At 63.6% G+C, this 13,833-nt stretch carries 14 protein-coding genes, 1 tRNA gene and 1 pseudogene; 6 read left to right on the forward strand and 10 right to left on the reverse strand.

All coding sequences use genetic code 11. The annotated features are described in order from the left end of the window. Window positions 1-2 precede the first annotated feature (2 nt). From AC1D1A_RS09235 to AC1D1A_RS09250, 4 genes are read right to left on the reverse strand one after another with little or no spacing between them, the layout of a single operon-like run. Window positions 3-1,334, reverse strand: coding sequence for a DNA glycosylase AlkZ-like family protein (locus AC1D1A_RS09235; protein WP_476947587.1), 1,332 nt, complete (start codon window positions 1,332-1,334; stop codon window positions 3-5). Between the two features lie 35 nt (window positions 1,335-1,369). After that, window positions 1,370-2,620, reverse strand: coding sequence for a glycosyltransferase (locus AC1D1A_RS09240; protein ID WP_476947588.1), 1,251 nt, complete (start codon window positions 2,618-2,620; stop codon window positions 1,370-1,372). A gap of 9 nt (window positions 2,621-2,629) precedes the next feature. After that, complete coding sequence (locus AC1D1A_RS09245) at window positions 2,630-3,028, reverse strand: 6-pyruvoyl trahydropterin synthase family protein (protein ID WP_476857772.1); 399 nt, start codon at window positions 3,026-3,028, stop codon at window positions 2,630-2,632. Between the two features lie 3 nt (window positions 3,029-3,031). After that, entirely contained in the window at window positions 3,032-4,093 is a 1,062-nt protein-coding gene (locus AC1D1A_RS09250; RefSeq protein ID WP_476947589.1) for a zinc-dependent alcohol dehydrogenase, read from the reverse strand. 127 nt (window positions 4,094-4,220) lie between these two features. Here AC1D1A_RS09250 and AC1D1A_RS09255 point away from each other — a divergent pair. Further along, window positions 4,221-4,307 (forward strand) — tRNA-Ser (locus AC1D1A_RS09255). A gap of 64 nt (window positions 4,308-4,371) precedes the next feature. Here the strand turns inward: AC1D1A_RS09255 and AC1D1A_RS09260 are convergent. The 3 genes and pseudogenes from AC1D1A_RS09260 to AC1D1A_RS09270 form a co-directional block, all read right to left on the reverse strand. Next, window positions 4,372-4,860 (reverse strand): annotated as a pseudogene (locus AC1D1A_RS09260) (tyrosine-type recombinase/integrase); the annotation flags it as partial. Window positions 4,861-5,282: 422 nt separating this feature from the next. After that, window positions 5,283-5,975 carry a DUF4145 domain-containing protein gene (locus tag AC1D1A_RS09265; RefSeq protein WP_476947590.1) on the reverse strand — a complete coding sequence of 231 codons (693 nt, stop codon included), beginning with the start codon at window positions 5,973-5,975 and terminating at the stop codon, window positions 5,283-5,285. A 417-nt stretch (window positions 5,976-6,392) separates the two neighbouring features. After that, the gene (locus AC1D1A_RS09270; protein WP_476947591.1) at window positions 6,393-7,277 is read right to left on the reverse strand and encodes a DUF6602 domain-containing protein; all 885 of its coding nucleotides are present in this window, start codon (window positions 7,275-7,277) and stop codon (window positions 6,393-6,395) included. Window positions 7,278-7,661: 384 nt separating this feature from the next. On the opposite strand from AC1D1A_RS09270, the gene AC1D1A_RS09275 reads away from it, so the two are divergent. Further along, window positions 7,662-8,084, forward strand: coding sequence for a hypothetical protein (locus AC1D1A_RS09275; protein WP_476947592.1), 423 nt, complete (start codon window positions 7,662-7,664; stop codon window positions 8,082-8,084). A gap of 79 nt (window positions 8,085-8,163) precedes the next feature. Next, on the forward strand, window positions 8,164-8,829 hold the full coding sequence (locus tag AC1D1A_RS09280) for a hypothetical protein (RefSeq protein ID WP_476947593.1): 666 nt from the start codon (window positions 8,164-8,166) through the stop codon (window positions 8,827-8,829). Here the strand turns inward: AC1D1A_RS09280 and AC1D1A_RS09285 are convergent. Continuing rightward, window positions 8,749-9,495: a helicase associated domain-containing protein gene (locus tag AC1D1A_RS09285; protein WP_476947594.1), complete on the reverse strand. Its 747-nt coding sequence runs from the start codon at window positions 9,493-9,495 to the stop codon at window positions 8,749-8,751. The two genes, AC1D1A_RS09280 and AC1D1A_RS09285, sit on opposite strands and share 81 nt — an antisense overlap. A gap of 1,407 nt (window positions 9,496-10,902) precedes the next feature. Here AC1D1A_RS09285 and AC1D1A_RS09290 point away from each other — a divergent pair. Beyond that, window positions 10,903-11,508 carry a dihydrofolate reductase family protein gene (locus AC1D1A_RS09290; protein ID WP_476947595.1) on the forward strand — a complete coding sequence of 202 codons (606 nt, stop codon included), beginning with the start codon at window positions 10,903-10,905 and terminating at the stop codon, window positions 11,506-11,508. Window positions 11,509-11,597: 89 nt separating this feature from the next. Beyond that, window positions 11,598-12,035, forward strand: coding sequence for a hypothetical protein (locus AC1D1A_RS09295; protein WP_476947596.1), 438 nt, complete (start codon window positions 11,598-11,600; stop codon window positions 12,033-12,035). A gap of 86 nt (window positions 12,036-12,121) precedes the next feature. On the opposite strand, the gene AC1D1A_RS09300 is transcribed toward AC1D1A_RS09295, so the two are convergent. After that, on the reverse strand, window positions 12,122-12,898 hold the full coding sequence (locus AC1D1A_RS09300; RefSeq protein ID WP_476850637.1) for a type 1 glutamine amidotransferase domain-containing protein: 777 nt from the start codon (window positions 12,896-12,898) through the stop codon (window positions 12,122-12,124). A gap of 128 nt (window positions 12,899-13,026) precedes the next feature. On the opposite strand from AC1D1A_RS09300, the gene AC1D1A_RS09305 reads away from it, so the two are divergent. Further along, complete coding sequence (locus AC1D1A_RS09305; RefSeq protein WP_476947597.1) at window positions 13,027-13,395, forward strand: hypothetical protein; 369 nt, start codon at window positions 13,027-13,029, stop codon at window positions 13,393-13,395. Window positions 13,396-13,515: 120 nt separating this feature from the next. Here the strand turns inward: AC1D1A_RS09305 and AC1D1A_RS09310 are convergent, their stop codons facing one another. After that, on the reverse strand, window positions 13,516-13,755 hold the full coding sequence (locus AC1D1A_RS09310; RefSeq protein WP_476947598.1) for a hypothetical protein: 240 nt from the start codon (window positions 13,753-13,755) through the stop codon (window positions 13,516-13,518). Window positions 13,756-13,833: the final 78 nt, after the last annotated feature.

A 13,833-nucleotide genomic window follows, 5' to 3' on the forward strand; every position in this document is an offset into this window, starting at 1 on the left:
GGCTAGCCTGCGCCGCCGGCAGATGACGCGCCGGCCGGTGACGCTGAGGCTACAGCTGAAGCCGCGAGCCCATCGATCCGCTTTTGCCGGGAGGCCGGAGAGTCCAGGCTGAAGGCCCGGAAATCACCGAGGTCCTCGCGGATCCAGGCTTCCACCTCGGCGATCCGCTGTGTGACGGCGGGCGTGGGGCCGTGGAACAGCCAGGGCACGATCCGTTCCTGGGCCGGATCGTACTGCCAGAGTCCGATGATCCGGCCGCGGTCCAGGATCGGGTGGTCCGGGAGATCCGCCTGCAGCGCGAGCGATCCCAGCGCCGGCTTGTGCAGGTCCTCCTCGGCCAGCAGGTCCGCCGCGTTGCGGCGCAGCAGGAACAGGGAATCCGTTCCTGCCAGCAGCTGGATCTGTTCCCCCGCCGGCTCCTCAAATGCGGCGAGGCCGCCGAGGTCCTCGGGCAGCATCCACAGCGGGTCCCCGCCGACGGCGGCCTGTGACCCGGCCATTGCTGTGGACAGGGCGGTGGGCACCTCGACGGCGCCGACGGCGGCGAGGGCCGCCTTGCTTTGCGCCACGGTGAACCCCGTAAACCATTGCGACTGTTTGAAGGTGGCCCCGCCGGTCCAGCCCAGGTAGCGGCGGATCAGCTCAGTGCGCGCATCCTCGTCGTCAAGATCGCTGGGCGGCAGGCCCCACGGCTGGTAGGCGTAGCGCTGCTGGTCCAGGCGCCCGTTCGCCGGGACCCGGCGGATCCGGCCGTCCGACTGCAGGATCCCCAGGGCGGTGGGCAGCGTGGTGGTGGCGCCCTTCTTCTTGCCTTCCTCGCCAAGGTTGCGCACTGAATCGCCGAGCTCGTCCTTGAGTTGCCGCGGGTCCATGGGCCCCTCCGCCTCGGCGAGGGTGTGCAGCACCTGCTCTTCCAGCAACGTGATCTCGCCGCGGTCCACGCCGAGCCGGCCGACCACCTTGAACGCGGACTCGGCCGCGTCCCGGCCCAGCTGAAGCGCCCAGGCGAAGTCTTCCCGGCCCAGGACGTACGTGCAGCCGCGGGCGGCCGGAAGTTCCAGGATCCGGTGGGCGAGGACGTCGGCGTCCACCTCGTCGCGGCGGATCCCGGCGCGGGCAAAGAGCGTGAGGTAGGGGTTGGCGCCGCCCACGGACCGGGCCCAGCCTGCCCGGGCAAGGACCTGCTCCGCCGTGCAGCCAGCCAGCGAGCCATCCAGGCCCTGCCGGTGCCAGGACCATGCCCGGAGCCGCTCCGGGGTCAGGCTCTGCGGCTCCGGCAGGTTGACGGGCTTTTCTACCGACGGCGATTGCGTGGCGACAGGGTGGGTGCTCATGGGCTCATTCTCCAACAGCTTCTCTGTCAGCGGTATCAAGAAGCCGTATCAACCCGCGCCGTCTGGTTTCTGGGTGCCTCTGTTTCACCGAGTTCCGCGGTTTCCGCGGTTTCGGTAGGTTCCGTGGGTTCCGTCGGTTCCGTCGACAGGAAGCCCAGAACGGTCCGGGCGGTGGCGTCCCAGCCGGGCAACCGGCCCCGGGCGGCCGCTGCCGCCTCCCGCCAGCGGTCCCTGAGGCCGGGGTCGTCCAGCCAGCGGCGGAGCAGGTCCGCCAGCGGAGCGGGGTCCGTTCCGAGCCCGACGGCGGCGCCCGGCAACCCGGGCGCCAGAAAGTCCGGCGGGCTGTCCGGCGTCGGACTGCCGGCCGCCGGCGGCCCGGGCCGGGTGCCGGCGGCGAGCGCCTCGACGGCTCCGGTGCCCTCGCGCACCACCACGGGAATGCCGCGGGCCAGCGATTCGGTGACCACCAGGCCGTAGGTTTCGGCCCGGGAGATCAGCAGGCTGAGATCGGCCGCATCCCACTCAGCATCCAGTGCCGGGCCCCGGAGCTCGCCCGGGATACGGACCCTCCCGGCCAGGCCCAGGCGTTCCACGGAGTTCCGGAGCTGCGCGGCGTAGGCCGGATCGGCGGTGTCCGAGCCGATGAGGGACGCCGTCCAGGGCACATCCGTGAGCCGGGCGAGCGCGTCCAGCAGGAGCGACTGGTCCTTGTTCGGCAGCAGGGCCGCCACGGCGATGAGGTGCCGAGCGCCGGTTGACAGGCTGCCGGACGCGAGCGGCGCGGGGGCGGTCCCGGGCAGGGCCACCCGGAGGCCGTCGAGGCCGTGGCGGGCGCGGATGCCCGCCGCGGCCGAACCGCTCGTGCAGATGACGCCGGCAGCGGCCCGCAGGGCCCTGCGTTCGCGCTCCGCGTGGTCCGGCAGGGGCATGTGCAGCAGGATCCAGACCCGGACCCCGGCCGCAGCAGCCGCTTCCAGCTCGTCGGGCGCACCGCAGGCGAGGAGGCTGTCGACCACCGTCACCGTGCCCCAGGTTGCGGCGCCGGCAGTTGCAGCGCCGCCGCCCCCGGCCGGGCCGCCGTCGGGCCCGGCGTGCAGCAGCGTGGCCAGGCGCCGACGGTCCGCCGCGCTGCCTCCCGGCCAGTCGCCGTCGAGCGGGCAGGTTTCCACCGCGGCACCGAGGGCCGCCAGTTCGGCGGCGAGCGCCGCGTTGTAGACGTTGCCACCGGAGTTGTGCCGGACGTTGCCGGGCACCACAAGACGGATGTGGGGGCTGGCCGGCGGCATCTGCGGCGCCTAGCGGACGTCGAAGTCCAGCGAGTAGCTGGCCCAGGCATCGGGGGTCTCGCGCAGGGTGACGTCCAGCCCGGCGAGGTCACGCCCGTCGTTGCCGACGCGGATCTGGGCGGCGACGGCGTCGGCGATGTACCGGGCGAGGGCTTCGGTGGTACTCAGCTTGCCGGAGAAGTCCGGGTGCTCGTCGAGGTTCTTGTAGTTCAGCTCGTCCAGGATCTCGTCCACCGCGTCCCCTGCCGCGCCGATGTCCAGCACAATCGCGTCGTCATTGAGCTCACGACGGCGGAAGGTCACCTCCGTGACGAAGGTGGCCCCGTGCAGGCCCTGGGCCGGGCCGAAGACTTCGCGCGGAAGGCTGTGGGCGATCATGAAGTTGCGGCGGACGGTCAGACTAAACACGGGCTACCTCGTGGCTTCGGTGGGCTGGTCGGCGGATTCGAACTCGGTGGGCTGGTCGGCGGATTGAGCGTCCCAGGACGGGTATTCGATGACGTGGCACAGGGCGTCCAGGTTGCCGTCGGCGAGGCGCTGGACGACCCCGGGGAGCTCTGCGAACGTCGAGGAGCCGGTCAGGAAGACATCGAAGACCGGATCCCGCAGCAGGGACACGGCGAGCGCGAGACGCTCGGCGTTGGTGCGGCGGTGCCGGCGGGCGCGAGCCACCATCCCCACCTGGCTGGCGCGGATGGACAGACGGCGGGCGTGGAAGTCCTCCCCCAGTGGGAGGGAGATTTTCCGGTCGGCGTACCAGGACATTTCGATGATGTCGCCGTCGTCGCCCACCAGCTGCAGGCTCCGTTGCAGTCCTTCCTGGGAGGCCGAGCAATGGATCACGATGTCGCAGTCCGGGAGGGCGTCGTCGGGGTGGCTGAAGTCGACGCCGAGGGCGTCCGCGAACGCGCGTTTGGCGGGGTCGACGTCGATCAGCTGCAGCCGCGCGAGCGGAAAGCCGGCCAGGAGCTTGGCCACCATGCCGCCGACCAGTCCGGCCCCAATCACGGCGACCCTGTCGCCCAGACGGGGTCCGGCCTCCCAGAGGCCGTTGATCGCGGTTTCCACGGTGCCGGTGAGCACCGCGCGGCGGGCCGGGACGTCGTCGGGGATCATGGTGAGGGCTTCGACCGGGACGATGAAGCGGTCCTGGTGCGGATAGAGGCAGAAGACGGTCCTCCCGGCCCAGCCCTCCGGTCCGTCCTCGACCACGCCCACGGTGAGGTAGCCGAACTTCACCGGGTACGGGAAGTCCCCCTCCTGGTTGGGGGCGGCCATGGCGCCGGCGACGCACTCCGGGACACTAGCGCGGTGGACCACCAGCTCGGTGCCCTTGCTGATGCCCGAATACAGGGTCCGGACCAACGCCTCCCCGGGGCCGGGGGCGGGCAGGTCCTCGCTGCGGAGCTCGCCCTGTTCCGGGCCGACGGTCCAATAGGCGGTGGCCGTGGCGTGCTGTTCAGAAGTCGTCATTGTGCTTACGAATCTAGTGCCCGGGCTGTTCGCGGGGAAGGGTGCCGTGTCCGGGCGAGTCGGCGGGCAGGGGCCGTTGGGGCTCGTTTTGTGGATGGGCGCCTTGCTCCGGTACCCTAGTCAGGTTGGTGACGTGTCCGAGCGGCCGAAGGTGCAACACTCGAAATGTTGTTTGGTGTAAAAGCCAACGTGGGTTCAAATCCCACCGTCACCGCGAATGAGAAAGGCCCTGCTCCCCTTGTAAACAAAGGGAAGCGGGGCCTTTTATTTTGCTCAAATTAGGGGTTTGCCCACATTTTGCCCACACTGGCCAGACATACAGCGTGATCTAGCGCGTCCGAAACGGCGTCCAGGTCCCCGTAAATATCCAGCGCCATCGCTGCCGAGCTGTGACCCAACATCTTTTGGACCACCTTCACATTCGCGCCAGCCGACACGGCGAAGCTCGCGGCAGAGTGCCGAAGGTCATGAGGCGTGATCCGGGGAATGCCGGTCCTCTTCACGGCACTGCCAAACCAGCTCATATTGTCCTCATGCACCCGGGCCAAGTGCAGATGGTGCCCACTCTCGCCAGGGAACACCAGATCATCCCGCCCCTTGCCCGCGCATTGCCGCGCCAGGCACTCCCCCAGAAACCGCGGGAACGGCACGGTGCGCTTTTTATGATTCTTCGGAGTGCCCACCTCGATCACGGAGCCAACCTGAACGGCGTTCTCCTCGATCATCAGCCGGCGGCGCAGCATGTCCAGGTGCTTTACCCTCAGCGCGGTAGCTTCACCTCACCGGATGCCGCAGTATGCCAGCACCAGGACCAAGGCCGGGTACTTGCTCGCAGCGGCCAGGGCATGCACTTGCTCCTGGCTGAGGTAGACGTGCGGATTCTTCACTTTACTGTCCGGAGACAGCATCCTCACCAAAGCGCTCATCAACCGGGCGCTGGAAGCCGGCTATGGCTGGGGTGAAGGCCAGGCTTTTGGGCGGCTGTGCGGGATGGCAGCTTCAAGCCCGATGACTTCGGGAAACACAACCAAGGAGGCCAGATTGTTGGGTAGCTCGACGGAAGAACTGCAAACAGCCGCCCTAAATTCCATCAGGCTCGTGTTGGGATGGGACGTAGATCTTGACGATGAACTCTCCTACGGAAGCCGATTTGACCCATACGATAGGTATTGCGCAACAGTCGAGGAAATCATTCGAGTTGTGGTGCTTGCTGCGTCGCCGCAAAGTCCACAGATGAAGGCCAATGGTTCACGACTTGGTTCATGAGCCTAAGAATGCAGGTCCAATAGCACTCCAGATAGCGACGCTTCTCAGGCGACTTAATCTCAGGGCCCGCCACTGATTTGCAGTAGAAGCCAACCTGGTTGTCTCGGTCTAGTAACAGGTCGTGTATTGATGTATCGATAATTCCGCCGAAACCATCGTCCAACTGCGTTTCCTGAATATTCTCGTAAACGCTGAAGTCCGCTCCTTTGAATGGACCTTGCGAGATGTCCGCTGTCGTGGTCTTCAACTTATCAATGAATTTCTTGACGTCGGGAGAGTCCCAGGAGGGCGTCGAAAATGCGTGTGCATACAGATTTCTTATCTCTCTTAGCGCGTGCAGGTCTTCACGCGCAGAATCCGACAAGACTCCGAGGGCTGCCGCCACGTCTATTTTGGACGCGAGACTGGACAGGGCACTCCCACGATGACCAAAGAGGCTATAGATAACGGATCCACTCGTGTTGATCAGCCCGCTGATGATCGCTTTTTCCAGCACAGTGTCCAGATACGCCATAGAAAGGACCACCAAGTCAGTGTCTGGTTTTGAGTCCAAGTCGTTGACAAGCTGGCAGAATTCCATGAGTTCGGGCAATGGTGGGAGTTTCTTGGCGGCCATGAACTCAATTTCTCATTAAGGGCCCCTGATGTCGGGGGGCTCCCCCTCCGGGCGTGTCCTGATTCGAGAGCATGCCGCTCGAGACTTGCTAGGTGTTGCGACCTGCAATGACAAGCCCTCGGCCCGCTTGCGACTCGCAGGGCACCAGGCGGAAACACCGCCTCCTAACCATGCCGGCGGGGTTTCTTACGTCGCCACGTCGTCGGTAATGCCGCCTGATTCCATCCGTCGTGCCGTATTGAGATACGCGTGGCTGACCTATTCCTCCAGGCCATCAGGGCCAACTCTCCAAAGCCCGCTGCCCCCGAGTTGGAAGCCTCTCAGCTCCCCAGCCTAGCAACGCCCACACGAGTGGAATCTGTTCAACCGCGAGGAACCGGGGCGTCAATTCTTCAAGTTCAGCGACATATCGTCCGCTCACAGATGACGCGGGCTTCCGTGGTCGAATAGTAGGTCCGACTTATGTTCAAGAAATTCGCTGGTGAAGACGACCGCGGGATCCCATTGTGTCGTCTTGCCTCGCCCTTGACCCGTCTCCGTCTCGTGTCCTAGTTGGGTCGCCAGCTTACGCAACGATGGATCGTTGCGTCCGAGGAGCCCGTAGAGGGAAACAATAAAGTGCGCCACGGCGCCGTAGCCTTTGTCGTCGTTCATCCTGACGTAAGTCGACATACTGAAGTCCGCCTGAGCCGGATAAAGTGAACTGATAGGGAGGCAGGGCGTTCGTCGGCAAGCGAGTGTCCCTGCGTCGGCCACACACACCAAGTCGAGGAGCTCGCGGGGATGAGAGGCGGCCTCCGACGCTCCGTCGAAGCCGTCGGACAGGGTTCCAATTGGGTCAGATCCTAAGTCATGGGAGTGGGCCAGGAAGCCAGTAGGGAATCCTGGTAGGAGTTGCCCTTCGACCGTCGTTTGATCGGGGTGACCGAGCCGAGACAAGTTAGCGGCCCACTTGGCCATCTCATTTATGTGCTTTTTTCTGGCCGTCAGTTTGACAGAAAAGGCGGCGGCGATACCGCCTGCGTGCACCTTCGTCCTGTAGCGCAAATGTTCAGGGTAGGCCGGCTCAAAGATAACAATGTCCGTTTCGAAGGGCTTGGGTCCATCGTCGGTCCCGATTATGTACTTTCTGAGGCCGACGCCATATGTAGGTGGTAGCCACTTCGCCAAGAGATCTGCCCAGGTGGACTCGCCTTCATGCCCTGATCTCTGGATGTCTTCTTTGTGCGTGGCCTGAGCATCTCCGTAGTCTTCTTCGATTTCGGCCTGGATGGAATCAAACCATCGTCGCGTCTCACTCATAACGTCGGAGCCTAGCGTAGCCATATCCGTTTCGCTGGCCTGGCGTTACTCTCGGCCGGAAATCGTGGTTCAATGGTCACATCTTTCACAGACCCCCTTGGGCCGTGGGGGAGTGTTGTAGCCGTAGCGCTATACCTGATCTCGCTCGGGATTTCGATGATTCTTTCAGTCCGTAATGTCGAGAAAGGGGAAACGCCTATGACCACATGCGCAGCGTGGATCTCAAGTCAGTCCGGAAATATCGCCGCAGGCATGGCCGCAACGCTCCTCCTAGGGGAGGCCCCGACATGACTGTCAGTGCTGCCGCCTAGTGTCCCTTCCGTGGTGAAGATAAATGTTGAAGCGGTAGGCGCGATGCTGACCCGCGGCAGATATATTTACCGCATGGCAGCGTTCACGCTCGACGGCGAAATGTACGAGTACTTGAAGCCGGATCCGGGGCATCAGCCGGAAGACACTAAGTCGTGGACCTACGGGAACTATCCCAAAGTGATAGCAACCCTGCCCCTGGCTGACGGCGGAACCATAGGTGTCTATGCCGTTGCGGAACGCTGGAACCCCTCCTGCGTCCTCGTGTCGTGGGCCGGCGACGGCGACCACGCACGCTGGGCGTGGATCCCCGCCGGGAACATCCGCCGCGTCACAGACTCCGAATGGGACATCGAAGAATTCCGCCACTGCCCCGAGGAACTGCGCGCCATCCAGTGGAGCAAACGGCTTCCTGCCCGCTTGATCGCTGCTACTGGCTTCGGGTGCGTGGACGCGCTACAAAGCATCGAGAAGGTCGGTAGTTGGGAGCTTAACTAGCCCTATCAGTGGCGGGCGGCGGCACTCTCAACGTGAGACGGGGTGCGGGGGAACCGGTGGCAATGATTAGGTTTAGCACATGACAGAAATATCTGATTGGCACTTTCATCAATATCTGACCGAAATCGAGAACCAGACAGAGGCCGCGGAGACGCACTGCGACAACTATCGGGCGGCCCTCAAAGCCCTCGGTGACGGAGCCCAGGGCCGAGGGCCAATGGACCAGATTTTTGCTGCAGGACAAGGCATCCTTGCCGCTGCCGCAATCGTTAATCAGTTCCTCTGGATCGATACCGAGCCGCCGAAACCTCGGGACTTGGCACATCTGAGCGAAGAGCAGTGGACGAAGCTAAAAGCTCATGCTCAGGCCCGAGCGAAAAGGCTCCGCAAAGTCCTGCGCGCCAACGACACTTCGCCACTTCGAGGAAGAACGGTGCGAAATTCTCTAGAACACATCGATCAGCGCCTCGATGCTCGTCTCCTGTTCGGTTCCACTGTTTTTGCAGACCGTACCATCGGTGGAGCGGATTTGATCCGGGCCCAAGGCCATAGCTCTCTGGACATCCATTTCCGACGCATCGATCCGCGCACGAGCGAGTTTTGGATACTTGGCCACAGCGCCTCCCTTGGAGATGTCGTCGATGAGATGCACCGGATGATGCTGCTAGCCAAGGAGGAGGCGCGAAGGATTCGGCCGATCTTGGAGAAGAATGGTTTCAGATTCATAGACGGGGCTGGCGCCTAATTCGACTAGGCGGGGTGGACGGTCACTTCCGCTCGTGGCCTGCCTGGTTTGACCCCGTCGTTGGCGACGGCAGTGGCAAGCATTCCAGCCAGGAACATTGGAATCCAAGAGCCGGTTTTCATCCTCGGCCAGGTACCCCCTGCCGAATCTCTGCCGCTGCGCATGCAACCAAACACCCAGCACGCGCTCGGCCTCATTCACAGAGCCGCGGAACCGCGGCCATCGGCCCTCAGATGCTTGGAAGGCCCGGAGTTCATCGAGCCTCGCCCGCCAGCGGGCCGCCCCTATCGTTTCCCGCTGGTTTTTGGTCCAGTCGGGCAGCACCGACAGCAGGTTGCGCCGATGGTCAGGCAGGCTGCCAGCGCGGTCCTCACGACGTTGGAGCGAGAGCCACTGCGCCAGCTTCCGGTTGGAGGAATACGGGTCACTGGACGTCGGATACCTGCCGTATGTCTTGTGAAAAGTGAAAGGGCGTCGACGTTTGCCAGCCAGCGCGGGCCTGCCGGGCGGGACTTGTCCGAGGGACGGTTGGCCGCGTGTTCGGCAACCATGTCGGGGTACCTCGCACGTTGTACGCGGATGTGCCTGCTGACCGTCTGGGGAACGGCGTGACACAGGTCCGCGGTGCGCTTTACGGTAAGGCCCTTTCGGTACATCAGTTCCCACTCTGGATGGCGGGACTCTGGGCTTTGCAACGTTTCCCCCCGCCCGTGCTCATGACGAAAAGACTAAACAGTTTGGCGGTTGGTTGCACCTTCCATACCGCGTCCAGGAAGCAAAGGTGAGGGCGGGAGGTGTACTCCCGCCCTCCTCGTGCTACTTCTCGTTGGATTTCTTCCACGCTTGGATGAAGCTTATGGCGCGTGTGTGGGCCCTGTCATCCACGAGGATGAGGATGGCCACGGGCAAACAGCAGATGAAGAATATGGGGTCCATATTCAACCTTTCACTAGTAGTCGGCTTCCTGATCGGAGGCCTCGTTGAAATGTCGCTGATGCTTCCCACGGCATGTGGGAAGCCGCGACTGAGGCGGTCTAGCCTTCAATTACTTCTATGCGGCCATCGGGATGACGGGTGTCACAACTCGTTGGCGTCGACCCAAAATTTGCGGGCCGAGACGCCTATAAGGCTGGCATGTGGCCAAGAGCACCAGCCGATCAGCAGCGAGATGATGGCGTGGGAATTGTGGCGGAAGTTCCGAAGATGTCATTGCCCCGCACTATGGTGCCGGTGTGGTGAAGATTGATGCTGAAGCGGTGGGCAGGATGCTCGATGAGGTGCTGGCGGTTCCTGTCCGCTCGCCATTCGAGGATCTAGAGCCCGACTATGAGTTCATGCCGGCCCCCGGGTGCGGCTGTACCTGCCATCTAGGTGGTTAGGATCGAGGCCATGACAGAGACGCCCCGCGAGGATGATCCGAACCGATTTCTGAAGCTTGCGGAAGTTGCCGCTTTGTTCCAGATAAGCCGGAGTACTGCGTACCGGTTGAAGAAAGAACAAGGGTGGCCTTCCCATCGCTTTGGTACCGAGATTCGGTTCTCCCCGGAATACGTCGAAGGGATTAAGGCGATGAATCAGGAGGCTACCCCAACTTCCGCAATCGAGGATCGTCGGGCCCGCCCACGCATTGGGACTCGAGCAAGCCGGAGGAACAAGCCGGGCGCTGCGCCTGACTAGGCCCATGACAGGGCAGATGATCGGTCCCTGTCGTTGCTGCCGCCAACATTTTTGCCCACATCCACCGTGAAGTGCCGTTATGTGAGGTGATGGATTTCTGCGAATTCTAGAGGTTTTCCTTGCCAGCGCTGACAAGGGAGAGGTTTCAAATCCCACCGTCACCGCGAAATAGCGAGGCCCCTGCTTTCCTTTGTTTACAAGGAAAGCAGGGGCCCTTCGCTTTGCCCGGAAAGGGTCCCGCGGAAACGCCGCACCCACAATCCGGCGCCTGCGCCCTGAGTGAGGCGACCGCCGGCGACCAGCCGCCGGAGACGGTGGTCGAGGATGCCATCACCTGCTACGATCCCCAGAATCCCCACGACCGCATGCAAGCCGCAATCACTCTGGAGGTTCGCGATGTCTGACACCACCTGCCACATGTCGATCTCGCTGGACGGCTTCGTCGCCGGGCCGGACCAGAGCCGCGAGAACCCCCTGGGCAAGCGGGGGCTGGAGCTGCACGGCTGGCACATCGGCGACCCGCGGGCCAACGATGCCGACAAGGTCGCGAACGAGTGGCTTATGCGCCCACGGGGTGCGTATGTGATGGGTCGGAACATGTTCGGCCCGGTCCGCGGGGACTGGGATGAGGACTGGGCCGGGTGGTGGGGAGCCGAACCGCCGTACCACGCGCCGGTGTTCGTGCTGACTCATCACGGACACGACCCGATCCAGATGGACGGCGGGACGACCTTCCACTTCGTCACCGAGGGCTTCGACGCGGCCTACTCCGCAGCCTGCCAGGCCGCCGGGGACAAGGGCGTGGACATCGCCGGTGGGGCCTCGACCGTCCGGCAGGCGCTGATCGCCGGCGTGATCGACGAGCTCACCCTCGACATCGCACCGGTCCTGCTCGGTTCGGGCGAACGTATTTTCGACGGGGTTGAATCCTTCGGCTTCGAGCCCGCCGAGGTGCTCCACTCACCGCTGGCCACCCACATCCGTTACCGCCGCGCCAGTTAAGTCCGTAGGCGCTGCGGGTCTCACAACCAGAGAGGTACGCCGTGGGGAGCGGGACGAGAAAGAGCACGGGCCGCAAAATATGGCTCGGTGTGCTGGCAGTAACGGTTGCCTTTGTCACCGCTTTCTTCCTCTGGTCATCGTGGAAGAGCGATCAGATTGTCGCTGAGCTCAAGACGATTGCCGACCGCCTCCAGCCAGAGCCGGGATGGGAACCCTTAAGAACGCAGGAGCCGGTGGGCAGTGCGCTGTGCATCCCGCTCGATGGACCTTGCTCCCAGTACGCATACCGTTGGGACACTCACCGGAAGTACCGGGAGGGTGACCTGAAGCGGTACGTTCAGCAGGTGGGTTTGACGCCACAGGAGTACAAGCCATGCGTACGGGAGCAGAGGATCAATGCAGGCGGACTGGACTGCCGGGGCATTGGCGTCATCGACGGATGGAACGTACGCATCACGATCACTGACTACGGTCGGGACGACGACACCAACATTGTGCAGGTCGTGGTCAACAAGTACGGCTACTGATCCTTGTTTTGTGTTCGCGATTGCCGCAGAGCGGAGGCGGCCACTCCGTTGCCGGGGTGGCCGCCAGTTTCAGTGCGCTGTGGGTGCTAGTGCTCCGCTTCCGCGGCAGCCTTCTTGGCGTCTTTCTCGGCGTCCTTCTCGGCGCGCAGGGCCTCCGCGTCGTGCTGTTCCTCGGCTTTTTCCTGGTGGATGACCGCGGCGAAGAGCTTCTCCATCTCCTTGGCCACGCCGGCGGCCGAGGCCGGGTTCTGGCCGGTCACCAGCCGGTCGTCAACCACGACCTTCTCCTCGAAGACGTCAGCGGAGACGTGGGTGGCGCCTTGTTCCTCAAGCCGGTCGGCCAAGAAGAACGGGATGACCTTGTCCTTCCCTGCGGCGACCTCTTCGTCGTTGGTGAAGGCGGCCACCTTCCGGCCCTCGACGAGGCGAAGCCCGTTCTTCAATTCCACGTTCAGCAGGCCGGCCGGTCCGTGGCAGACCGCGCCGACCAAGCCGCCGGCGTTGTAGACGCTGGCCACCAGGTTCTGCAAGCCTTCGCTGTCCGGGAAGTCCCACATCGTGCCGTGGCCGCCCACGAGGTAGACGGCGTCGTACTGGTCGGGATCAACGACGTCGACGCGGGCAGTGTTGTAGAGGCCGGCGCGCGTGGTCTCGTCCTCCGTGAAGGCGACCTGGATGGGATCTTCTGAGTCCACCTCGTCGCGCGGAGGCTGGCCGCCCTGGATGGACGCGAAGTCGACGAAATGCCCGGAATCCTTGAAGACCTTCCAGGGATGTGCAGCCTCGGCCACGTTGTAGCCGGTCTTCTCTCCGGTATCGCCGATCTCGGAAACGCTGGTCAGTACCATGAGGATTTTCTTCATGAAGTGCTCCTTTCGTCCAACATCCACCCTACGCCCAGCCCATTTCGCCCCCTTCCCCGCTGTCTTTTGCCTGCCGGCAGGCCTGCCTGGCTCTTGACCATTGAGGCAGCGCCCTAGAGCCTTGGGGCATGACAGCTCGATACCACTTAGGCCTCGCAGCCGCTGCAGGGTTGGCGCTGCTGTGCGGGTGCGCGATGCAGGGGGATCCGGCAAGCGGTACCCCGGCCAAGCCAACAACGATGGCCGCCTCAGGCTCGCCGTACAGTCTCTACACACACTGCGGCATCCATGAAGCGCTCGTGCAGGGCACCTATTTCGTCGCAGACGAGGCGCTGGACGACGGCCACGGCAACCCGCCTGAAGGCTGGAAAAACCCCTACCAGCCCGGCGCCATCACCGTGACCGGCCCGAAGGCCATCTTCCGCGATGACGCCGGCCGCACGGTGACCTTCCATGCCCGCCCTGGCGCCACAGGTTTCCTCAACACCTGCTCCTAGAACGCAGGCACCGGCAGCCGAAGCCAAAACCGACTAGTCGTCGCAAGTTCTGCAGGACCCAGTTCTGAGCGCGCCAGATGACGTAGAGGTTGTAGGGTTCCGTCGAGCGCTGCCAGCCGTTCACAGCTCCCCCTCGAGGTGCTCCATCTCCAGGCACGCGTCCTCGTAGGAAACATCGCCGTTCCGGAATGCCTGCTCGAGTTCCTTGGCCCTGCGCCGTGAATGGGCCGTGCTCAGTGTTCCCGTGAGGCCAGCCTCCAGATAGTCGAACCTGGAGTGCGTGGGCTGCTGGTCGCGGGCGTGGTCGCTTGCGGGGACGTGCCGGCGGATTGTCGCGCGGAACCAGGCGCCAGGGTGCATTAGGCGATGCGCATAGGCTCTGGGGTCGACTAGGTACATGCTTCCATGGTTCAACTCCCTGCTGAGAAGACCATGAGT

Source organism: Arthrobacter sp. P1_B9 (genome assembly GCF_056406495.1).